The following is a 21,230-nucleotide window of genomic DNA, read 5'->3' on the forward strand; positions in this document are numbered from 1 at the left end:
GGAAGCCCGTGTTACACGGATGTTTCGGAAGTGTGCGGCCGACCCGGTCGTGGTCGCCCGCACACCCCCGGCGACGGCCCTCAGCTGGGCGCGAGCGTGCACTCCGCGCCCTGCGGCGGGAGCGTGAGGTTCACCAGATAGTCGATCGCGAGCTTGTCGGTGCACGCGTCACCCTGCAGCGATGCGGTGTGCTGATTGCCGTTGACCTTGATCAGGCTGCCGTTCAGCTGCTGCGCCAGGTCCACCCCGGCCTGGTACGGCGTGGCCGGGTCACCGGTGACCGACACCACGACGACCGGCGGGAGCCCGTCGACCTTCGGCGTGTGCGGCTCGCTGGTGGGCGGGACCGGCCAGAACGCGCAGGCGTCGCGGGCGCCGACCGGGCCGCGGCCGGTGGAGCGGAACGGTGCGGCCTCGTCGGCCCGCTTCGCCAGCTCCAGTGCCTGCGCCGGCTCCGTGATCGCCGGCTGGTTGACACAGCTGATCGCCTGGAAGGCCTGCAGCATGTTGGAGTAGCGGCCCTGCTCGTCGCGCTCGTAGTAGAGGTCGGCCAGGCGCATCAGCAGGTCGCCGTTGCCGTTCGCGACCTGCGAGATCCCCCGCTGCAGCGCCGGCCACAGCTGGGACACGTACAGCGCCTGGCTGACCCCGGTCTGGGCGTCGGCGAAGCTCAGGATGCGCCCGTCGCCCACCCGCGCGGGCCGGTCGATCAACGGGCGCATGATCGCCTGGAACGCCTGGGTCGCCTTCTCGGGGTCGGTGCCCAGCGGGCAGCCGGGGCGGCTGGTGCAGTCCTTGGCGAAGTTGTCGAACGCGAGCTGGAACCCGGCGTTCTGCTTGACCGCGGAGTCGATGGTCGACTGCGTGGGGTCGATCGCGCCGTCGAGCAGCAGCGCGCGGACGTTCTGCGGGAACGCCTCGGCGTAGGCGGTGCCGAGCTCGGTGCCGTAGGAGAAGCCGGCGTAGGTCATCTTCTGGTCGCCGACGGCGGCGCGCATGACGTCCATGTCCTTCGCGACGTCGCGGGTGCCCACGTTGGCCAGCACGTCGGCGCCGGTGCGCTGGGTGCAGCGCTCGGCGAACTGACGGCTGTCGGCCTCGGCGGCAGCGATCCCGGCGGGCGAGGGGTCGGCGAAGACCTTCGTGCGCTCCTCGTCGTTCTCGGCGTCGGTGAGGCACTGGATCCGCGGCTGGCTCGCTCCGGTGCCGCGCGGGTCGAACCCGACCAGGTCGAACCGGTCGCCCAGGCCGTTGGTGGCCCAGGTGGCGGCCTGGCGCGCGACGAACGAGGTGCCCGAGGCGCCGGGGCCGCCCGGGTCGGCGAACAGCGAGCCGATCTTCGCGCCGGTCGCCTTCTTGCGCAGCAGCGCGATCTGCATGGTCTTCCCGTCGCCGGGCTGCGCGTAGTCCTGCGGGACGGTCACCCGGGTGCAGTCGAACTGCGGGTCGGCGTAGGTCTGCGCGTCGGCCGCGGTGGGGGCGTAGTCGTTGCAGGGGCCCCACTGCAGCTGCTGGTCGTAGAACTGCGCGAGATCCGGCGGGTTCTGCGCGGCCTGCGACCGGTCACCGGTGCCCGCGTCGGCGCACGCACCGACCAGGACGAGGGTCGCCGCGCCGAGCACGGCGAGCGCGGCCGGGCGCATCCGCCGGCCGGCCGGGGCCGGTGCCTCTGGTCGGTGGGCACGTGGTCGCAACAGCCGAGGGAGCATGACCGTGAGCATGCCACCGACCTCCGACGGTGACCGGTCGCGGGTCACGGCGCGGGTGAGGGTGCCCACACCACGGGGCGGTCCGGGCCCTGCGCTGCCACCCTGGCGTCCGCCATCGACGGCGAACCCGGGGACCCACGACCAGCGTGGGCCTCGAGGCACGGAAGGAGCTCACCGGTGAGCACACAGGAGAGCGGAGAGGTGGCGGCCCCGTACCGGGCGCCCGCGACCCCGCCGAAGCGGACCCGCGTCCACCACCTGCTGCAGTGGAAGCAGGAGGGTCGGCGCTGGCCGATGCTGACCGCCTACGACGTCTACTCCGCCGAGATCTTCGACGACGCCGGCATCCCGGTGCTGCTCGTCGGCGACTCCGCGGGCAACAACGTGTTCGGCCACGACAACACCATCCCGGTCACGGTCGACGACCTGATCCCGCTGACCCGGGCCGTGGTGCGCGGCGCCCGCAGCGCGCTCGTCGTCGCCGACCTGCCGTTCGGGAGCTACCAGATCTCCCCCGCGCAGGCGCAGGAGACGGCGTTCCGGTTCATGAAGGAGGGCGGGGCGCACGCGGTCAAGCTCGAGGGCGGTGCGCGGTTCGCGCCGCAGGTCGAGGCGCTCACCGCGTCCGGTGTGCCGGTGATGGGCCACCTCGGGTTCACCCCGCAGAGCGAGCACGCGCTGGGCGGGTTCCGCATCCAGGGCCGCGGCGACGCCGCCGACCGGCTCGTCGAGGACGCGCTGGCCGTGCAGGAGGCGGGCGCGTTCGCCGTCGTGCTGGAGATGGTGCCCGCCGACGTCGCCAAGCGGGTGACCGGGGAGCTGCGCATCCCGACCGTCGGGATCGGCGCGGGACCCGACTGCGACGCCCAGGTGCTCGTCTGGTCGGACATGGCCGGGATGAACCGCGGGAAGGTGCCGCGCTTCGTCAAGAAGTACGCGGAGCTGGGCTCGGCGCTGCACGACGCGGCGGCCGCGTTCGCCGCCGACGTGGCGCACGGCGAGTACCCCGCCGAGGAGCACAGCTACCGCTGAGCCGGACCGGGGCCCCGGCGCGCGTCAGCCGGGGCCCCGCTGGTCCGCCGACCCGCTCCGGTCCGCGCCGACCCGCTCCGGCACGCGGCTCCGCCGTGTCCGCGTCGGCCCGCGGGTCAGCCGGTCCGCGGGTCAGCCGGTCCGCGCCGGCCCGCGGCTCTGCCCGTCTGCGCTGGCCCGCGGGTCAGCCGGTTCCGCGTGGCACCGGGTGCCCGAGACCCGGGATGCCGCCGCCCGCGCGGTGGCGGGCCAGCATCCGGTCCGCGGGGGTCTCCCGGCGCGCCAGCCGCCGGGCCAGCGACGCCAGCCGCGCGAGGTGGGCGTCGTCGCCGGCCAGCGCGGTCGCCGCGGCATCGAGGACGGCCTGGGACCCCACCCGGACCGCCGCGTCCGACCAGCCCCGCAGCGCCGAGCGGCGGTGCGCCGCCGCGTCCGGGGTGCGACGACGGCCGGGCAGCGTGTCGTCGCGCAGCAGGCCGGTCAGCAGGCTCAGCAGCGCCGCGGGCAGCTCGGTGCCCACACCCTCGGCGGGCTCCTCCCCCACGACCACCGGTACGGCGTCGAACGCCTTGAACTCGATCCGCCCCACCTCGCCGGGGATGCCCGCGTGCCGCACCAGGCTGGGGTCGGTCGCCAGCAGCGGGGCGCCGGGCGGCAGCCCGCCCCACGGACGGCCGTCGCGGAACGGTGAGGAGAACGACCACGGCACCAGGTACGGGCTGTAGAAGGTCAGCTTCGCCGCCGCGTCGGCCAGCACACGGGGATCGGTCCCCGACTCCGGGAACGACAGGTTCAGGTCCGGGCCCCAGGTGACCATGTGCAGGTGGGAGGTCCGCTCCTCCGGCGAGGCCGCCATCAGGGCCCGCTCGTGGGCGTTGGGCGGCGGGTCCAACCGGTAGGCCGACAGCTCGGGGTGGTGGCCGAACGCGACCGGTCGCAGCCCGTGCCGGGCCGCGACCCCGGCCAGGGTGACGGCGTCGGCGGCCAGCGCGTCGACTGCGGCCTCGACCGAGTCGTGCACACAGGTCCGGATCTCGATGCCCTTGGGCTCGAACCGGAGCAGCTCGCCGTCGGGGTCGAGACGCTCGTAGCCCTCGGCGTACCAGCGCTTGCAGCGGATGCCGGCGTCGCCGATCCGCAGGTCCGACTGGTCGTCGGGCAGCTCCGGCAGCTCGTCGACGACGGCCGCGACCTCCGCGTGGGTCAGCGACCGGTGGTCGGCGACCGTCCCGTCGTCCCGCAGCAGCGCGAGCTCGTGCTCGAGCCCGTAGCGCGCCTCGCCCCGCATCGCTGACCCCCGGTCCCCGTCCCGGCACACGACGTTACCGACGCCGGTCCGGGCGCCGGCTGTGATCCGTCCCGTCTGCTCCTCACCCGTTCCGCCCTGGACAACCCCGCGACGAACGGTCAGCCTGGTGATGGCGGCCACGTCCACCAGGTGGCCGGGACCCGGAGCACACGGGAGGCGTCATGAGGCTGGGCCGCAAGATCTCCGAGGGATTCGCCGTGGACCACGAGGCCGACCGGGTGGCCGACGCCCAGGAGCGCCCGCGTCCGGGGCGCACCGTCGAGCCCGAGTTCACCGAGTGGACGCCGGCGCTCGAGCAGCCGGCGCACTCGGGGTCCCGCGAGGACTGACCGGGTGCGCGGGCTGTTCCGCCGAACCCCGCTGGAGTACCCGACCGGCCCGCTGGAGGGCCACAAGCTGGCCTTCCCCATGCTGTCCGCGGACGGCACGACGGCGGGCTTCAGCGGTGTGACACTCGGGCGGGCGCACGTCTACCGCACCGTCGACGACGCGGTGTGCGCGCACGGTTGCCGGCACGCCTGCCCGTCGCGGTGGTGCGACTGCGGGTTCTACTGCTTCCACACCGCCGACGACGCCCGCGAGCTGGCGTGTGCGCCCGAGCACCAGGGCGCGGTCCTGCTCGAGGTGGCCGCCTCCGGCCGGTTCCGCCGCTACGAGCTGGGCCTGCGTTACGCCCGGCAGCGGGTGCGCACGATCCGGATGCGACCGTGCCGCTGCGGGGCACGGGTCGCGGTGCTGGCCGACACCGGCTCCGGGCAGCACGGCTGGCGCCGGCTGGAACCGGTGTGCCTGCGCTGCGCCGGGGCGCGTCCGGTGCTGTCGGCGCAGCGCTTCGCCGAGCTGGCCGAGCTCACCCTGCTGCCCGACGACGTCGCGGCGGGCCCGCTGACCACACCCGACGCGGCGGGGTTCGGCGAGCGCCCCGACCCGCACGGGGACGAGGCGGCCGACGGGGTGATCGGCGACCCGGTCGCCGCCGCGGGCGCGGTCGCCGTGCTCACCGCGGAGATGGCGCTGTTGCAGGCCCGGCTCGACGAGATGGCCCGCCAGCTCGGCCGGGCCACCGCGCGCCTGGACGAGCTCGAGGGCCGCGACCGGCCCGCGGCGGAGCCGGGGTCAGAGCCAGACCGGTAGCGGCGGCGGGATCTTCCCGTCGGCGTCGCGCAGCCCCTTGTCGAACGGGCGGCCCAGCAGCCAGGCCATGATGTCGTGCACCTTGCCGCGGACCGTGCCGAGATCCCGCGGCTCGGCCCCGTCCGGCCCGGCGGGCCCTGGACCGAACTCCAGCGTCGCGCCGGTGCGGACCTCCTCCAACCGCACGTGCGGACAGCCGGGCTTGCGCTCCAGCCGCGCGACCACGTCGGCGACCAGCACCTCCCGCATGGGGATCGGCAGGTCCTTGAACGAGGCGCCGACGTCGAGGTCGACGGCGTGGATCCACACCTCGCGGGCCCGGTTCCACGGCACCGCCGTCACCGGCATCTCGACGCCCTGCGGATTGCGCACGGTCGCCGACCACGCCTTCTCCGGCATCGCGCGGACCGCGTCGGCGAGCCGGTCGGAGGAGGCGATGACGTCGGCGCGGATCTCGTCGGAGCTGCGCCCGGCCCCGGCCTCGATGTCGGCGTCGCGGGACGCGAGGTCGGGGTAGGCCGGGGTCTCGACACCGGTCCGCGCCCAGGTCAGCAGGTTGACCATGGCGTCGGCGTTGCGGGCGAGGTGGGTGAGCACGTGCGCGCGGGTCCAGCCCGGCAGTGCCGACGGGGCGCGGAACGCCTCGCCCGCCATCCGGGTCATCAGCCCGCGCAGGTGGGCCTGACCGTCGCCGGCCCAGGCCAGTGCGTCACTCACTGGCGGCGGGACGACGGCACGGCCGTCCCCGGGTGGGTGCACGGACGTCACCGCACGGCCCGGCACACGTTGCGGCACTCGCCGATCCCCTCCACCGCGGTGACGATCTCGGCGCCGTCGGTGAGGTAGCGCGGAGGCGTGCGTGCGTCGCCGACACCGCCCGGGGTGCCGGTGGCGATGACGTCACCGGGGTTGAGGGTGAGGATCTCCGACAGGTAGACCACCAGGTCCACCGCGCCGAACACGAGCTGGTCGGTCGTGGAGTCCTGCATGGTCTCCCCGGACAGCTCCGAGGAGATCCGCAGCGCGCCGCCGGCAGCCGGGTCGGCGGGCAGCTCGTCGGGCGTGACCAGCACCGGCCCGAGCGGCGTCGAGTGCTCCCAGGTCTTGCCCTGCAGGAACTGCTTGGTGCGCCGCTGGTAGTCGCGCATCGACACGTCGTTGAGCACCGTGTACCCGGCGATGGCGGCGGCCGCAGCCTCGCGGTCGGCGCGGCGGACCGAACGCCCGATGACGACGGCCAGCTCGGCCTCGTAGTCCACGCGGTCGGACTGCTCGGGCAGCTCGATCTCGTCGTACGCGCCGATCAGGGCGGGCGCGTACTTGCCGAAGACCGTGGGGTACTCGGGCAGCTCGTTGCCCATCTCGAGCACGTGGTCGCGGTAGTTCAGCCCGATGCAGATGATCTTCTCGGGCGACGGCACCAGCGGCGCGTAGTCCAGGCCCGCGGTCTCGTGCACCGGGCCGGCGGCGCCCGCGGCGTGCTCGGCCCAGTCGGGACGCTCCAGCAGCGCCCGCACGTCCGCCTCCCCCGTCTCGACGGCGGTGTCGCCGTCGACGCGCACCGCCCGGTGCCCGGTCGCGGTCCGGATCGTCGCGAGCCTCATCGTGCGGGTGCCTCCCGGTATCGGTTGCCGTCCGGCGAGAGTCTGCGCCACCGGGGGGCCGCGGAACAGTCGGGGGGTGGGTTGGCGCGCATCCCGGCCGGTGGACGCGCCGAACTCACCCGTACGGGCGATTCCGCGACGGAGCGCGACCCCCGTTCCGCCGGCCCGGCGACGGACACCCCCGTCCGGGAACCGCCCCCGCCGGCGCGCCGCCACCCGCCCCGCCCCGCCCGGCGGCGTGGCGCTCCGCAACCACACCCGCTGTCCGGTGCCCACACCCGTTGCAGCAGGTGTGGATGCCGGACAGCGGGTGTGGATCCGCCACGGCACCACCGGCCTGGGCCGGTGCCGGGTCAGATCGCGGCGTCGTCCTCGGCGCCACCGCCGCGCACCGGCAGGTCGTCGAAGACCGCGGGCGGCTCGCGCCACGCCTGCTCCGGCTCCCCGGCGCGGGCAGCGGTGACCGCCCGCCACACCCGCTCGGGGGTGCAGGGCAGGTCGATGTGCCGCACCCCCAGGTCCGACAGCGCGTCGACCACGGCGTTCTGCACCGCGGGCGTCGACCCGATCGTCGCGGACTCGCCGATGCCCTTGGCGCCGAGCGAGTTGAGCGGGGTCGGGGTCTCGGTCGTCGAGGTCTCGAAGGAGAACAGGTCGGCCGCGGTCGGGATCGTGTAGGCGGCGAGGCTGGAGGTCAGCGGCTGGCCCTCGTCGTCGAACAGGACCTCCTCGTGCAGCGCCTGCGCGACGCCCTGGGCGAGTCCGCCGTGCTGCTGGCCCTCCACGAGCAGCGGGTTCAGGATCCGCCCGCAGTCGTCGACGGCGACGTGCCGGAGCGGCGTGACCCGCCCGGTCTCGGTGTCGACCTCGACGACCGACAGGTGCGCCCCGAACGGGAAGGTCGCGCCGTCCTGCGCGGAGTCGAGGCCGACGTGCAGCTCCTCCCCCGTGGCCTCGGCCTGCCGGTGCACGTCGCTCCAGCTCACGGTCGGCCCGCCGGGCACCCCGGCGGCCCCGAAGGTGCCGTCGCCGGTGATCTCGACGTCCTCCGCGGCGGCCTCCAGCAGGTACGCGGCGAGCTTGCGGGCCCGCTCGTGGAGCTCGTGCGCGGCCTCGGACACCGCGGTCCCGCCGAGCTGCAGCGACCGCGAGCCGCCGGTCCCGGCGCCGCGCGGGACGAGCGCGGTGTCGGACTGGACGTAGCGGATCCGGTCCATCGGGATGCCGAGCCGGTCCGACACCAGCATCGCGAACGAGGTCGCGTGTCCCTGACCGTGCGCCGAGGTGCCCGCCGACACCGTCGCCGAGCCGTCGGCGTGCACGGTCACCGAGCCGTACTCGCCGCCCCCGCCACCGGCGGTGACCTCGACGTAGACCGCGATGCCGATGCCCAGGCGCACCGGGTCGCCCGCCTCGCGGCGGCGGGCCTGCTCGGCGCGCAGCTCGTCGTAGCCGGCGATGCGCAGGGCCTCGCGCAGCGGCAGGTCGTAGTCGCCGACGTCGTACCGGGCGCCGGTCGGGGTGGTGTACGGGAAGACGTCGGGCGCGAGCAGGTTCCGCCGGCGCAGCTCGACCGGGTCGATGCCCAGCTCGACGGCGGCGAGGTCGACCAGGCGCTCCAGGTGGGCGGCGGCCTCGGGGCGGCCCGCGCCGCGGAAGGCGCCCATCGGGGTGGTGTTGGTCAGCGCGGAGACCGCGTCGTAGCGCAGGTTCGTGATGTCGTAGACGCCGGTCGCCATGAGGTAGGTCGTGCGCAGCGGGAGCGCGCCGCCGAACCCGGCGTAGGCCCCGGAGTCGCCGACGACCCGCACACGCAGGCCGGTCATCCGGCCGTCGCGGGTGAGGCCGAGCTCGTAGTAGCCGACCTGTCCGCGGCCGTGCGGCATCGAGACGAGGTTCTCCGAGCGGGTCTCGATCCAGGCCAGCGGCCGCCCGAGCGCCCGGGCGGCGACGACGGTCGCGGTGTGCTCGGCGAGCACACCGGCCTTCGCGCCGAACCCACCGCCGACGTGCGGGGCGACCACGCGGACCTGCTCGGTCTCCAGCCCGGTCAGCCCGGCGAGCTGGGTGCGGAAGCCGTGCGGCATCTGGGTGGAGACGTGCACGGTCAGCGGGAAGTCGGTGGTCGTCGGGTCGGCGGCGATCGCGTTGCCCTCCATCGGGACGGCCGCGACGCGCTGGTTCACCATCCGCGCGCGGACGACGACCTCGGCGCCCTGCAGCGGGTCGCCGGTCCCCCGCTCGCCGGCGGCGAGGTTGCTGCCCTGGTCGGGGAACTGCAGCGGGGCGTCGTCGGCGAGCGCGGCCTCGATGTCGGTCACCGCGGGCAGCGGGTCGTAGTCGACCTCGACGAGCTCGGTGGCGTCGACGGCGGCGGCGCGGCTCTCGGCGACGACCAGTGCCACCGCCTCGCCGACGAACCGGACCCGGTCGGTCGCCAGCGGCGGGCGCGGCAGCGCGGGGTTGAGGACCATCAGGCCGTGGTGGGCGGGCAGGTCGAGGTCGGCCGCGGTGTAGACGGCGAGGACGCCGGGCGCGGCCGCGGCCGCGGTGGTGTCGATGCCGGTGAGCAGCGCGTGCGCCACCGGCGAGCGGACGAACGCGACGTGGGCGAGGCCCGCCGGTGCGTCGGCACCGAGGACCCGGTTCCCGACGAAGGTGCTCGCACCGGTGATCAGGTCGGCGTCCTCGACGCGGCGGACGGAGGTTCCCAGGATCGAGCCAGGCATGTGGTCCACACTACAACACTAACCGGAGGGTCGTCCGGTTAGTGCGTCTCACACGTCGCCTGCGTCTCCACCTGCGGTGCCCGCCCGGCGACGGCCGGTAGCGTCCCCGCCATGCCCGAGTTCCACCACACCGATGTGCTCCCGCTCGGCCCGGACGACACCGAGTACCGCGAGCTCGACCTGCCCGCGGGAACCGTGACCGAGGCCGCGGGCCGCACCTTCCTCGAGGTCCCGCCGGAGACGATCACCGGTCTCGTCCGCGCGGCCGTCTCCGACATCCAGCACCTGCTGCGACCCTCGCACCTGAAGCAGCTGCGCGCCATCATCGACGACCCCGAGGCCTCCGGCAACGACCGGTTCGTCGCCACCGACCTGCTGCGCAACGCCTGCGTGTCCGCGGGCGGGGTGCTGCCGATGTGCCAGGACACCGGCACCGCGATCGTCGTCGGCAAGAAGACCGAGACCGTGCTGACCGGCGGCGACGACGAGGCCGCGGTGTCGCGCGGGGTCTTCGAGGCCTACCAGGAGCTGAACCTGCGCTACAGCCAGATGGCGCCGATCAGCTTCTGGGACGAGAAGAACACCGGCACCAACCTGCCCGCGCAGGTCGAGCTGTACGCCAAGCCGGGCCGGGACCCGTACTACGAGTTCCTGGTCATGGCCAAGGGTGGCGGCTCGGCCAACAAGACCTTCCTCTACCAGGAGACGAAGGCGCTGCTGAACCCCAAGCGGCTCGCCGCGTTCCTGGACGAGAAGCTGCGCAGCCTCGGCACCGCGGCCTGCCCGCCGTACCACCTGGCGATCGTCGTCGGCGGGATGTCGGCGGAGTTCAACCTCAAGGTCGCCAAGCTCGCCTCGGCCCGCTACCTGGACACCCTGCCGACCGAGGGCTCGCCGCTCGGGCACGCCATCCGCGACACCGACCTGGAGCAGCAGGTCCTGGAGCTGACCCGCAACTTCGGGATCGGCGCCCAGTTCGGCGGCAAGTACTTCTGCCACGACGTGCGCGTCATCCGGCTGCCCCGGCACGGCGCCTCGCTGCCGGTCGGCGTCGCGGTGTCCTGCTCGGCGGACCGCCAGGCCAAGGCCAAGATCACCCCGTCCGGGGTGTACCTGGAGCAGCTGGAGCGCGACCCGGCGCAGTACCTGCCCGAGACCACCGACGGCGACCTGTCCGACGAGGTCGTGCGCATCGACCTGAACCGGCCGATGGACGAGATCCGCGCCCAGCTCTCGCAGCTGCCGGTGCGGACCCGGCTGTCGCTGACCGGGCCGCTGGTCGTCGCCCGCGACATCGCGCACGCCAAGATCGCCGAGCGGCTCGACGCGGGCGAGCCGATGCCGCAGTACCTGCGTGACCACGCCGTCTACTACGCCGGGCCGGCCAAGACCCCCGAGGGCTACGCGTCCGGCTCGTTCGGACCGACGACGGCCGGGCGGATGGACTCCTACGTGAAGCAGTTCCAGGAGGCCGGTGGGTCCCTGGTGATGCTGGCGAAGGGGAACCGGTCGAAGCAGGTCGTGGACTCCTGCGCCGCGAACGGTGGCTTCTACCTGGGCTCCATCGGCGGCCCGGCCGCCCGCCTGGCGCAGGACTGCATCCGCAAGGTCGACGTGCTCGAGTACCCGGAGCTCGGCATGGAGGCGGTCTGGAAGATCGAGGTCGAGGACTTCCCGGCGTTCGTCGTGATGGACGACAAGGGCAACGACTTCTTCGCCGACACCAGCGCACCGACGCTGCAGGTCACCTTCCGCACCTGAGCCCGACGCTGCCCTGGCGTGCTCCGCCGGGGCGCTCCGGCACCGGGCGTGCCACCGCGCCGTGGGCACCGCGCCGTGGGCACCGCGCCGTCGCACCCCGGGACGTCGTGTGGCACCCCTCGCGTGGGGTGCCGCGCGCGGTCGCGGGGTGCGGCGGCGTCATCTGGCGCGGTTGGCGGCGCGGCACGGTCGGCGGCGCGGCGTTCTCCGTGGCGCGGGGGTCTCCGTGGCGCGGGGGTCTCCGTGGCGCGGGGGTCTCCGTGGCGCGGGGGTCCCCGGCACGGCGTCCCCGGGGCTGCGGCCTCCCCGGGGCCGCGGCTCGGCGTCCGCGCGGGCGCGCAGGCAGCGTCAGCGCAGGCGGCGGGGGCCCGCGTCGCGGCGGTCGGGCACCGGGCCGATCGTCACCCGTGCGCCGGCCACGAACGCGCCCTGCGGCGAGGCCAGTACCGGGTCGAGTGCGAGCGAGCGGACCTGCGGCAGGTCCTCGACGAGCCGTCCGATCCGCAGCACGACGTCCTCCAGCGCGGCGAGGTCGACCGGGTCGGTGCCGCGGTAGCCGGTGAGCAGCGGCGCCGCCCGCGGGGCCCGCACCAGCCGGGCCGCGTCCTCGGTCGAGACCGGCAGGACGCGGTAGGCACGGTCGTCGAGCAGCTCGGTCGCCATCCCGGACAGCCCGAACGCGACCAGCGACCCGAACGACGGGTCGTCGACGACCTCCACCGTGCACGAGGTGCCCTTCGGCGCCATCCGCTGGACGTAGACCTCGTCGGAGCCGGTGACCCGTGACAGCTCCGCGTGCGCGGCGCGCAGCGCCTCCTCCGAGACCAGGTCCAGGCGCACCCCGACGAAGTCACCGCGGTGACGCCACTGGTCCGCGGTCGACTTGATGACGACCGGGTAGCCGAGCTCCCCGGCGGCGGCGACGGCGTCGTCGGCGCCCTTCGCCCGGCGGAAGGTGATCACCTCCAGGCCGTAGCAGGCGAGCAGGTCGACCGCCTCGTCGTCGGTGAGGGGGTGCGTGACGTCCGGCCCGAACGACGCCACGAGGTCGCGCGCCCGGTCGGCGTCGATGCCCTCGGGCACGACGAACTCCCCGACGGCGGTGTCGCGCCACTGCGCGTAGCGGCTGACCCGGCCCAGCGCCGACGTCGCCCGCTCGGGACTGGCGAAGCTCGGCACCGACCCGCGGCCGGGGGTGCCGTCGGTCCCGGGGACCGACAGCTCGGCCGGGATGCCCTCCGCGGCCAGGAACACCGCGACGACCGGGACCCCGGCGCCGGCCGCCGCGTCACGCAGGGCGCGCGCGTGGTCCCGGCCCGCCACCGCGACCGGCGGGACGAACACCGCGATGAGTGCGTCCGGGCGGACGTCGCCGTCCAGGGTCGCGCGGACCGCGCCGGCGAACGCCTCCGGCGAGGCCTGGGTCCCGACGTCGACCGGGTCCCCCGCCAGCTCCAGTCCCTCGTCGAGCAGCCCGTCGAGGACCAGCAGGTTGACCGCGGTGGAGTTGCCGACGACGGCGACCCGGCGGCCCTTCGGCAGCGGCTGGTGGGCGATGAGCAGGGCGGTGTCGAACATCTGCGGCAGGGTCTGCACGCGGATGACGCCGGCCTGCTCGAACAGCGCCTGCACGCTGGACTCGTCGATCGGCGCCGCGACCGAGGCGAGCGACGGCAACGTCCCGGTGTGCCGGCCGGACTTCACCGCGATGACCGGCTTGGTGCGGGCGAGCCTGCGGGCGACCCGGGCGAACTTGCGCGGGTTGCCGAAGGTCTCCAGGTACAGCAGCACCTGCTCGGTGTTCGGGTCGGTCTGCCAGTACTGCATCAGGTCGTTGCCCGACACGTCGGCGCGGTTGCCCGCCGACACGAACGACGACAGCCCCAGCCCGCGGGTGCGGGCGTTGGCGAGGATGGCGCTGCCGAGCGCGCCGGACTGGCAGAAGAACCCGGTGCGCCCGTGACCGGGCATCCGCGGCGCGAGGGTGGCGTTGAGCCGCACCGCCGGGTCGGGGTTGGCGACGCCGAGCGCGTTCGGCCCGACCACCCGCATCCCGTGCGCCCGCGCCTCGGCCACCAGACGACGCTCGGCGACGGTGCCGCCGGCGTCACCGGCGTCGGCGAAGCCGGAGCTGATCACGACCAGCACCTTCACGCCCTTGGCCAGGCAGGAATCCATGACCTCGTCGATGTTCGCGGCCGGGACGGCGACGACCGCGAGATCCACCCCGTCCGGGATGTCGATCACCGACGGGTAGGCACGCACGCCCCGCACCGAGCGGGCGTCGGGGTTGACCGGGTACACCGGGCCGGTGAACCCGGCGCGCAGCAGGTTCAGCAGGACGGCGTGCCCGATCTTGGTCTCGTCCGCGGACGCGCCGATCACCGCGACCGAGGTCGGGTGCAGCAGGTTCGCGACGCTGCGGGCCTCGGCGGCCTGCTCGCGCGCGTAGCGGACCGCGATCGACTTCTCGGTCGGGTCGATGTCGAACTCGAGGTGCAGCACGCCCTCCGCGAAGGCCCGCGTGACGCCGTAGCCGGCCTCGCGGAACACCCGCACCATGGCGTGGTTCTCCACCAGCACCTCGGCCTCGAACCGGGACAGCCCGTTCTCCCGGGCGGCGGCGGCGAGGTGTTCGAGCAGGATCGAGCCGAGCCCGCGGGACTGGTGGTCGTCACGGACGACGAACGCCACCTCCGCGGAGGTGACCGGCTTGTCGGTGCCGGCCCCGTCCTGCGCGGCGGCTCCCCCGCCGGGGGTCAGCCCCTCGTAGCGGCCGACGGCGATGATCTCGTCGCCGAGCAGCGCCAGGAACGCGACCCGGGTCCGGTGGTCGACGACGGTGAACCGCTCGAGGTCCCGCGCCGAGATCCGCGGGTACGGGCCGAAGTAGCGCAGGTAGCGGGTGCGGTCGGACAGCTTGGAGTGGAAGTCGAGCAGCGCGTCGGCGTCGCTGGGCAGGATGGGGCGCAGGTGCACGATCCCGCCGTCGGAGGCGACGACGTCGGCCTCCCAGTGCCGCGGGTAGGGGTGCTCGGGGGTGGTGGCCGGGGTCTCGTCGGTCGTCTCGGTCATGGTCGGTCTCAGTCCCGCGGGTCGTCGGGGTCGAGGCCGTGCAGCGGGAACACCGCACGACGGGTCTCCAGGATCGCGGAGTCGACGCGCTCGCCGAACGAGCCGCCCCACCGCTCGAACGCCGGGTCGGCGCCGTCGGACATCGACACCGGCAGCGGCGACCGGGTCCGGGTCGCGGCGAGCGCCGTCCAGTCCGCGGGGATCGAGGTGTCCGGGTCCAGGTCGCGGTCCAGCGCCACCGCCATCAGGTGCGTCCAGGAGCGCGGGACCACCCGGTAGAGCGCGTACCCGCCGCCGCCGAGGACCAGCCACTTGCCGCCCGCGGTGGTCTCGGCCATCTCGCGCAGCGCGTGGTAGATCGCCCGGTGACCGTCGACCGACAGCTCCAGGTTCGCCAGCGGGTCCTCGGAGTGGGTGTCCGCGCCGCACTCGGTGACCAGCACCTGCGGGCGGAAGGACTCCAGCAGCGACGGCACGACGCCGTGGAAGGCCCGCAGCCAGCCCGCGTCGCCGGTGCCGGGGGGCAGCGAGACGTTGACGGCGTACCCCTCGCCGGCACCGCGGCCGGTCTCCCCCGCCCAGCCGGTGCCCGGCCACAGGGTGAGCGGATGCTGGTGCATCGAGATCGTCAGCACCCGGGGGTCGTCGTAGAAGCAGTCCTGCACGCCGTCGCCGTGGTGGACGTCGACGTCGACGTAGGCGATCCGCTCGTAGCCCTGCTCCAGCAGCCAGGCGATCGCGACCGAGCAGTCGTTGTAGACGCAGAAGCCCGCGGCGCGGTCGCGCATCGCGTGGTGCAGCCCGCCCGCCATGTTCACCGCGCGGTCCGCGCGGCCCTCGGCGATCTCCCGGGCGGCGGCGACCGAGCCGCCCGCGATCAGCGCGGACGCCTCGTGCATGCCGAAGAAGATCGGGTTGTCGGCGGTGCCCAGCCCGTGGCCGACACCGAACGGCGACTCGGGGGCTGACTTGACCGCCGTCTGGAAGCCGGGGGTGTGCACTCGGGTCAGGTCCACCTCGCCCGCGGGCTCCGGGACGACCAGGTCGACGCCGTCGAGCACGCCCAGCCCGCGGGAGAGCTCCATCATCAGCTCCAGCCGCACCGGGTTGAGGGGGTGGTCCTCGGACAGCTGGTAGGTCAGGAACTCCGGAGTCCACACCACCGACGTGCGAGCGCTCATGGGCCGGAACCGTATGCCAGGCCGGCGGGCGCGGTCACTCCCGCGCGGCCCACGGCCGGTCCCCGATCTCGGCCGGGCGGTCCGGGTCGGCGCTCCACTCCGACCACGACCCGGGGTACAGCGCGGCCGGGGTGTCCGGCGTGGTGAGGCCGGACTCCTCCAGCGCGAGCACCAGGGCGCAGGCGTTGACACCGGACCCGCAGTAGGCGCCGGTCGCGACGCCCGGTGCGACGCCGGCGGCGCGGAAGCGCTCGGCCAGCGCGTCGGCGCGGTGCCAGCGCCCGTCCGGGCCGGTGTTCGCCGCGGCCGGGGTGTTGCGGGCACCCGGGACGTGCCCGGCACGCGGGTCGACCGGCTCGGTCTCGCCGCGGAAGCGGGCGGCGGCGCGGGCGTCGAGGAGCACCCCGTCGCGGGCCAGCGCGGCGGCCCCGTCGGCGTCGACGACGGGCATCCCGCCCGGCCGGACCACCAGGTCGCCGGGCGGCAGGGGCTCCGGCTCCGGCGCCCCGGCACCCGGGGCGCTCCCCGCGACGGGCAGGCGTGCGGCCTGCCAGCCGGCGAACCCGCCGTCGAGCACCCGGACCCGGCCGGGCGCGACGCCGGCCCAGCGCAGCAGCCACCAGGCGCGGGCGGCGACCGAGCCGTCGAGGTCGTCGTAGGCGACGACGAGCTGGTCGCCGGTGTCGTCACGGACCCCGGCCCGGCGCAGGACCTCCTGCAGCGCACCGGTGTCGGGCAGCGGGTGGCGCCCGCCGGGCCCCGGGCGCGCGGGGCCGGCGGACAGCTCGGTGTCGAGGTCGACGAACACCGCTCCGGGGATCCGGTGCGCCTCGTGGTCCGCGCGGCCGGGCGGGCCGACCAGACGCCACCGGACGTCCAGCACCACCGGTCGCGCGGTGTCGGCGGCCGGGGCGGGCCCCAGCAGGCCGGCGAGTTCCGAAGGGGGGATCATGGATCCGGACACGCGCCCCATCCTGCCCCGGACGGGCTCGCCATGCGCGGGAGCCGCGCTGGGTAGACTGGACGTCGAACGAAGGGGCCCCATGTGAACGACCTCATCGACACCACGGAGATGTACCTCCGCACCATCTACGAACTCGAGGAGGAAGGCGTCGTCCCGCTGCGCGCGCGGATCGCCGAACGCCTCGGACAGAGCGGGCCGACCGTCAGCCAGACGGTGGCCCGCATGGAACGCGACGGACTCGTCGTCGTGGCCGGGGACCGCCACCTCGAGCTGACCGACGAGGGTCGCGGCCGCGCCGTCGCCGTCATGCGCAAGCACCGGCTCGCCGAGCGGCTGCTGATCGACGTGATCGGGCTCGAGTGGGAGCTCGTCCACGCCGAGGCGTGCCGCTGGGAGCACGTGATGAGCGAGGACGTCGAGCGCAAGCTGCTGCACCTGCTCGACAAGCCGACCGTCTCGCCCTACGGCAACCCGATCCCGGGTCTGGAGGAGCTGGAGCGCGGTGACGACACCTCGGCGTCGTCGTCGGTGCCGCCCACCCTCGAGGTCGGCCTGCAGCGGCTCGACGAGCTGGCCCGCCGCGGCGGCGGTCGCGTGGAGATCCGGCGGATCGCCGAGCACGTGCAGCTGGACTCCGACCTCATGGGCGAGCTGAAGCTCGCGGGGATCGTGCCCGGCAACGCGGTCGAGGTGGGCCCGATCTCCCGCTTCGGCGACCCGGTGCCGGTGAGCTCGGACGACGAGAAGTCGACCGTCGCTCCGCCGGTCGCGCACGCCGTGCTCGTCCGCGCGATCTGAGGAGGATCCGGACACGTGAAGTTGCTCGTCACCGGCGGCGCGGGTTACGTGGGCAGCGTGTGCGCCGCGCACCTGCTCGACGCCGGCCACGAGGTCGTCGTGCTCGACGACCTGTCCACCGGCCACCGCGACGCCGTGCCCGCGGGGGCGGAGTTCGTCGAGGGTGAGCTCGGCGCCCGCGCCGGGGAGGTCCTGGGCCGCGGCGGGTTCGACGGCGTGCTGCACTACGCCGCCCGCTCGCTGGTCGGGGAGTCCGTCGAGCAGCCCGAGAAGTACTGGGACGGCAACGTCGTGGCCTCGTTCCGGCTGCTGGAGGCCGTTCGGGAGCACGCGGTGCCGCGGCTGGTGTTCTCCTCCACCGCGGCCACCTACGGCGAGCCGGAGCAGGTCCCGATCCCGGAGACCGCGCCGACCCGGCCGACCAACCCCTACGGGGCGAGCAAGCTCGCGATCGACCACATGATCACCTCCTATGCGCGGGCGCACGGCCTGGCCGCGACGAGCCTGCGGTACTTCAACGTGGCCGGGGCGCACCTGTCCGGTGACACCCCGCTCGGGGAGCGGCACGCGGTCGAGACGCATCTGATCCCACTGGTCCTGCAGGTCGCCGCGGGCACCCGGGAGTCGATCTCGGTCTACGGCGACGACTGGCCCACCCCCGACGGCTCCTGCGTGCGCGACTACATCCACGTCGACGACCTCGCCGAGGCCCACCTGCTCGCGCTGACCCACGCCGTCGCGGGCCGGCACGACATCTACAACCTCGGCAGCGGTCAGGGGTTCTCCGTGCTCGAGGTCGTGCAGGCCTGCCGCACGGTGACCGGGCACCCGATCCCGGCCGTCGTCGCGCCGCGCCGGGCCGGGGACCCGGCGGTGCTGGTGGCCTCGAGCGAGCAGGCCGCGCAGCAGCTGGGCTGGAAGCCGTCGCGCACCGCGATCGCCGAGATCGTCGCCGACGCCTGGGAGTTCGCCCGGTCCCGGTGACCCGGACCGCCGTCGGTGTCCCGGCCGGGGTGCCGGTCGGCGGGGTGTCGGTCGACCGGGGTGCCGGCCGGCCGAGCAGCGGCCCGCCGCCTCGACCGACGGGCTCACCGGGCGGCCGGGTCGTCGGTCGCGTCCGGGTCGAGCATCGCGGTGAGCAGCCGCCGCAGTCCGCGCGGGCCCGCCCACCGCGCGGCGGGTGAGCGCGGGTCACGCGTGCCGTGCAGGCTGCTCGCCACCACCCCGGCGAGCACGTGGTCGGGCCGCTCGGCCAGCGCCCGCTGCACCGCCCCGGTCGCGAGCGCGCCGTCACCGCGCAGCAGGGCGCACACCGCGAGCAGCGCCAGCGGGTGCGCCCGCTGCGGTGACGGCAGGGCCGCGGCCAGTACTGCCCACAGCTGTTCGGCGTCCGCCGCGCGGCCGCCCAGGCAGCGGCGCAGCGCCTCGTCGCGCACGTCACCGACGTCGAGGGCGCCGCACAGGGCCAGCGCCAGCCGGTCGTCGACGACGAACCGGCTCGCGGCGGCCTCGTCCAGGCAGGCGTCGAGCAGCGCGGTGCCGACCGCGGCGGAGACCCTGGCGGGCGCGGCGCCGGTGTCGCGCAGCCGGGCCCGGCGGCGGCGGGCGCCGGCGTCGCCGTCGAGCGGGGCGAGCACCGCAGCGCGGTCGGGCAGGACGGCCCGGCCGTCGCGGACCGCGGCCGTGACCCCCAGGGCGGTCGACGCCGGGTCGGGCAGGATGCCGCCGCAGGTGCAGGGCTGGTCGAAACAGCCCCAGCGGTCCCCCGCCCCGGTGCCCGTCGCCCAGAGCACCGCGACGGGCTCGATCCCGGCGTCGAGCAGCGCCCGCCGCGCGGCGGACCCCATGTCCCGGCGGCTCCGGCGCGGGCTCGGCCCGCCCGGGCCCGGGTCGCGCACGACCAGTGCCAGTGCCCGGGCCGGCCGTTCACCGACGAGCACCCCGACCGCCTCCTGGCACACCCGGCGTGTCGAGGCCGACGAGCGCGGGAGGTCGACCCGCACGGTGAGCCCGACCCCGCCCCCGTGACGCGAGCCGGTGAGCGAGACGAGGACCAGCGAGTCCCGGGGGTGGAACCCGAGCAGCACCGGGATCGCGGCGATCAGCTCGGCGGGGCTCTCCAGCCGGGGCGGCGGGCCGAACGGCTCCGGTGGACCGGGGTCGGGCGGGTCCGCCGTCCCGGGCGGCGACGGGGCGGGTTCGGGCTGGGGGCAGGCGGTCATGGCACCACGGTCGGCCCGGGCCAGGGCGTGCGGAACACCGTCACCCGCCCGGCTGTGGACAGCCGGGCGTCACACCCCTTCCTGAGGGGGTGTCGTGGATGGTTCGGGGCGGCGCGGCGGTCGGCAGGTCGACCTGCACGAACGTTCTGCACCCGCACGGTGTGCACCACGGGCCGGGGGAGGTAGGAACGTCCCATGCGCGTGTATCTGGGCGTCGACATCGGCACGTCGGGTTCGAAGGGCGTCCTCGTCGACGCCGGCGGCCGGGTGCTGGCCCGGACCGACCGGGCACACGACACCGCGCAACCGGTGCCCGGCCACGTCGAGCACGACGCCGAAGCCGTCTGGTGGGGCGACTTCGTCGCGATCGTGCGGGAGCTGCTGCCCGCCCTCGACGACGGCACCGAGCTCGCCGGGCTGGGGGTGTCGGGGATCGGGCCGACCCTGCTCCCCGCCGACGGCGACGGCCGCCCGCTGCGCCCGGCCATCCTCTACGGCGTCGACACCCGCGCCGGCGCCGAGATCGACGAGCTGAACGCGGAGCTGGGCGTCGACGCGATCCTGGCCCGGGCCGGGACACCGCTCTCGTCGCAGGCGGTGGGGCCGAAGTGGCGGTGGCTGGCCCGGCACGAACCGGAGGTGTTCGCGCGCACCGAGATGTTCCTGATGTGCTCGTCGTACCTGGTGCACCGGCTCACCGGCGAGTACGTGCTCGACCACCACTCGGCCAGCCAGTGCGACCCGATGTACGACCTGACCGCCGCGGACTGGGCGCCCGACTGGGCCGAGCGCACCGCCCCGGGCATCACGCTGCCCCGGCTGCTGTGGCCGACCGAGGTCGCCGGGCGGGTGACCGCGGCGGCGGCCGCCGCGACCGGTCTGCCGGAGGGGCTGCCGGTCACCGCCGGCACCGTCGACGCGTGGGCCGAGGCCACCAGCGCCGGCGTCACCGGCGCCGGGGAGGTGATGGTCATGTACGGGACGACGATGTTCCTCATCGAGGTCATCGACCGTCCGCACCCGCACCCGGCGATGTGGACGACCCGCGGCGTCGAACCGGGGTCGTTCACCCTGGCCGCCGGGATGGCGACCTCCGGGGCGATCACGAACTGGCTGCGCGATCTCACCGGGGAGGGGTTCGCCGGACTGGTCGCCGAGGCCGCCGAGGCACCGCCGGGCAGCGGCGGGCTGCTGCTGCTCCCCTACTTCGCCGGGGAGCGGACACCGCTGTTCGACCCGGACGCCCGCGGGGTGGTCGCCGGGCTGACCACCGGGCACACCCGCGGCGAGGTGTACCGGGCCGCGCTGGAGGGCATCGCGCACGGCGTGCGGCACAACCTGGAGGTCATGCGGTCCGCGGGCGGCGGCACGAAGCGCCTGGTCGCCGTCGGCGGCGGGGTGCAGGGCGGCCTGTGGACCCGGATCGTCACCGACGTGACCGGGGTCCCGCAGGACGTACCGGAGCAGACCGTGGGCGCCGCTCTCGGCGACGCCTGGCTGGCCGCCGTGGCGACCGGGGCCGAACCCCGGCTGCGCGACTGGAACCCCGTCGCCCGCACGATCGAGCCGGACCCGGCGGCCCGCGAGGTGTACGACCGCTTCCACCCGCACTACCGCTCGCTCTACACCGCCACCCGGGAGACCGCGCACTTCCTCGCCGACGAGCGGAGACGCTCCTACCGGCCGTGACACGCTGTTCACACCCGCACGGT

General features: G+C 75.1%; 16 protein-coding genes. 7 read left to right on the forward strand and 9 right to left on the reverse strand.

All coding sequences use genetic code 11. The features are described from left to right. Positions 1 to 80: 80 nt before the first annotated feature. Complete coding sequence (locus Ae717Ps2_RS16405) at positions 81 to 1,709, reverse strand: alpha/beta hydrolase (protein WP_233147587.1); 1,629 nt, start codon at positions 1,707 to 1,709, stop codon at positions 81 to 83. Positions 1,710 to 1,886: 177 nt separating this feature from the next. Between Ae717Ps2_RS16405 and panB the strand changes: the two genes are divergently transcribed. Next, a complete protein-coding gene (panB, locus tag Ae717Ps2_RS16410; protein WP_075307105.1) occupies positions 1,887 to 2,741 on the forward strand; it encodes a 3-methyl-2-oxobutanoate hydroxymethyltransferase in 855 nt (284 codons plus the stop codon). A 184-nt stretch (positions 2,742 to 2,925) separates the two neighbouring features. Here the strand turns inward: panB and Ae717Ps2_RS16415 are convergent, their stop codons facing one another. Further along, on the reverse strand, positions 2,926 to 4,029 hold the full coding sequence (locus Ae717Ps2_RS16415; protein ID WP_075333571.1) for a glutamate-cysteine ligase family protein: 1,104 nt from the start codon (positions 4,027 to 4,029) through the stop codon (positions 2,926 to 2,928). A 182-nt stretch (positions 4,030 to 4,211) separates the two neighbouring features. Here Ae717Ps2_RS16415 and Ae717Ps2_RS37350 point away from each other — a divergent pair, with 182 nt between their 5' ends. Further along, entirely contained in the window at positions 4,212 to 4,379 is a 168-nt protein-coding gene (locus Ae717Ps2_RS37350) for a hypothetical protein (RefSeq protein ID WP_020624352.1), read from the forward strand. Positions 4,380 to 4,383: 4 nt separating this feature from the next. After that, on the forward strand, positions 4,384 to 5,184 hold the full coding sequence (locus tag Ae717Ps2_RS16420; RefSeq protein WP_020624351.1) for a hypothetical protein: 801 nt from the start codon (positions 4,384 to 4,386) through the stop codon (positions 5,182 to 5,184). Here Ae717Ps2_RS16420 and Ae717Ps2_RS16425 read toward each other — a convergent pair. The 3 genes from Ae717Ps2_RS16425 to Ae717Ps2_RS16435 all read right to left on the reverse strand — a co-directional run bounded on the left by Ae717Ps2_RS16425 (position 5,167) and on the right by Ae717Ps2_RS16435 (position 9,517). Continuing rightward, positions 5,167 to 5,943 carry a maleylpyruvate isomerase family mycothiol-dependent enzyme gene (locus Ae717Ps2_RS16425; RefSeq protein WP_075334293.1) on the reverse strand — a complete coding sequence of 259 codons (777 nt, stop codon included), beginning with the start codon at positions 5,941 to 5,943 and terminating at the stop codon, positions 5,167 to 5,169. The two genes, Ae717Ps2_RS16420 and Ae717Ps2_RS16425, sit on opposite strands and share 18 nt — an antisense overlap. Positions 5,944 to 5,948: 5 nt before the next feature. Next, complete coding sequence (locus Ae717Ps2_RS16430) at positions 5,949 to 6,788, reverse strand: fumarylacetoacetate hydrolase family protein (RefSeq protein ID WP_075307109.1); 840 nt, start codon at positions 6,786 to 6,788, stop codon at positions 5,949 to 5,951. A gap of 353 nt (positions 6,789 to 7,141) precedes the next feature. Next, the gene (locus tag Ae717Ps2_RS16435) at positions 7,142 to 9,517 is read right to left on the reverse strand and encodes a xanthine dehydrogenase family protein molybdopterin-binding subunit (RefSeq protein ID WP_075334294.1); all 2,376 of its coding nucleotides are present in this window, start codon (positions 9,515 to 9,517) and stop codon (positions 7,142 to 7,144) included. 111 nt (positions 9,518 to 9,628) lie between these two features. Here Ae717Ps2_RS16435 and Ae717Ps2_RS16440 point away from each other — a divergent pair, with 111 nt between their 5' ends. Beyond that, positions 9,629 to 11,278, forward strand: a complete 1,650-nt coding sequence (locus tag Ae717Ps2_RS16440) for a fumarate hydratase (RefSeq protein ID WP_020624347.1) — start codon at positions 9,629 to 9,631, stop codon at positions 11,276 to 11,278. A 348-nt stretch (positions 11,279 to 11,626) separates the two neighbouring features. Here the strand turns inward: Ae717Ps2_RS16440 and Ae717Ps2_RS16445 are convergent, their stop codons facing one another. From Ae717Ps2_RS16445 to Ae717Ps2_RS16455, 3 genes are read right to left on the reverse strand one after another with little or no spacing between them, the layout of a single operon-like run. Further along, complete coding sequence (locus Ae717Ps2_RS16445) at positions 11,627 to 14,353, reverse strand: bifunctional GNAT family N-acetyltransferase/acetate--CoA ligase family protein (RefSeq protein WP_075333572.1); 2,727 nt, start codon at positions 14,351 to 14,353, stop codon at positions 11,627 to 11,629. An 8-nt stretch (positions 14,354 to 14,361) separates the two neighbouring features. Continuing rightward, positions 14,362 to 15,534: an acetoin utilization protein AcuC gene (locus Ae717Ps2_RS16450; RefSeq protein WP_075307113.1), complete on the reverse strand. Its 1,173-nt coding sequence runs from the start codon at positions 15,532 to 15,534 to the stop codon at positions 14,362 to 14,364. A gap of 34 nt (positions 15,535 to 15,568) precedes the next feature. Next, complete coding sequence (locus Ae717Ps2_RS16455; RefSeq protein ID WP_083695801.1) at positions 15,569 to 16,486, reverse strand: sulfurtransferase; 918 nt, start codon at positions 16,484 to 16,486, stop codon at positions 15,569 to 15,571. 93 nt (positions 16,487 to 16,579) lie between these two features. Here Ae717Ps2_RS16455 and Ae717Ps2_RS16460 point away from each other — a divergent pair, with 93 nt between their 5' ends. Further along, complete coding sequence (locus Ae717Ps2_RS16460; RefSeq protein ID WP_075333573.1) at positions 16,580 to 17,296, forward strand: metal-dependent transcriptional regulator; 717 nt, start codon at positions 16,580 to 16,582, stop codon at positions 17,294 to 17,296. 15 nt (positions 17,297 to 17,311) lie between these two features. Beyond that, a complete protein-coding gene (gene galE / locus Ae717Ps2_RS16465) occupies positions 17,312 to 18,280 on the forward strand; it encodes a UDP-glucose 4-epimerase GalE (RefSeq protein ID WP_020623755.1) in 969 nt (322 codons plus the stop codon). 104 nt (positions 18,281 to 18,384) lie between these two features. Here the strand turns inward: galE and Ae717Ps2_RS16470 are convergent, their stop codons facing one another. After that, positions 18,385 to 19,518, reverse strand: coding sequence for a DUF4192 domain-containing protein (locus tag Ae717Ps2_RS16470; protein ID WP_075333574.1), 1,134 nt, complete (start codon positions 19,516 to 19,518; stop codon positions 18,385 to 18,387). A 195-nt stretch (positions 19,519 to 19,713) separates the two neighbouring features. Here Ae717Ps2_RS16470 and Ae717Ps2_RS16475 point away from each other — a divergent pair, with 195 nt between their 5' ends. Next, on the forward strand, positions 19,714 to 21,207 hold the full coding sequence (locus Ae717Ps2_RS16475; RefSeq protein ID WP_075307119.1) for an FGGY-family carbohydrate kinase: 1,494 nt from the start codon (positions 19,714 to 19,716) through the stop codon (positions 21,205 to 21,207). Positions 21,208 to 21,230: the final 23 nt, after the last annotated feature.

Origin of the sequence: Pseudonocardia sp. Ae717_Ps2 (assembly GCF_001932475.1) — a bacterium.
Taxonomy (GTDB): domain Bacteria; phylum Actinomycetota; class Actinomycetes; order Mycobacteriales; family Pseudonocardiaceae; genus Pseudonocardia.

Coding starts and splice junctions, on each gene's coding strand:
- Ae717Ps2_RS16405 (WP_233147587.1), bottom strand. CDS start 1,709: ATGCTCCCTCGGCTGTTGCGACCACGTGCCCACCGACCAGAGGCACCG.
- Ae717Ps2_RS16415 (WP_075333571.1), bottom strand. CDS start 4,029: ATGCGGGGCGAGGCGCGCTACGGGCTCGAGCACGAGCTCGCGCTGCTG.
- Ae717Ps2_RS37350 (WP_020624352.1), top strand. CDS start 4,212: ATGAGGCTGGGCCGCAAGATCTCCGAGGGATTCGCCGTGGACCACGAG.
- Ae717Ps2_RS16430 (WP_075307109.1), bottom strand. CDS start 6,788: ATGAGGCTCGCGACGATCCGGACCGCGACCGGGCACCGGGCGGTGCGC.
- Ae717Ps2_RS16435 (WP_075334294.1), bottom strand. CDS start 9,517: ATGCCTGGCTCGATCCTGGGAACCTCCGTCCGCCGCGTCGAGGACGCC.
- Ae717Ps2_RS16440 (WP_020624347.1), top strand. CDS start 9,629: ATGCCCGAGTTCCACCACACCGATGTGCTCCCGCTCGGCCCGGACGAC.
- Ae717Ps2_RS16445 (WP_075333572.1), bottom strand. CDS start 14,353: ATGACCGAGACGACCGACGAGACCCCGGCCACCACCCCCGAGCACCCC.
- Ae717Ps2_RS16450 (WP_075307113.1), bottom strand. CDS start 15,534: ATGAGCGCTCGCACGTCGGTGGTGTGGACTCCGGAGTTCCTGACCTAC.
- Ae717Ps2_RS16455 (WP_083695801.1), bottom strand. CDS start 16,486: ATGATCCCCCCTTCGGAACTCGCCGGCCTGCTGGGGCCCGCCCCGGCC.
- Ae717Ps2_RS16470 (WP_075333574.1), bottom strand. CDS start 19,518: ATGACCGCCTGCCCCCAGCCCGAACCCGCCCCGTCGCCGCCCGGGACG.
- Ae717Ps2_RS16475 (WP_075307119.1), top strand. CDS start 19,714: ATGCGCGTGTATCTGGGCGTCGACATCGGCACGTCGGGTTCGAAGGGC.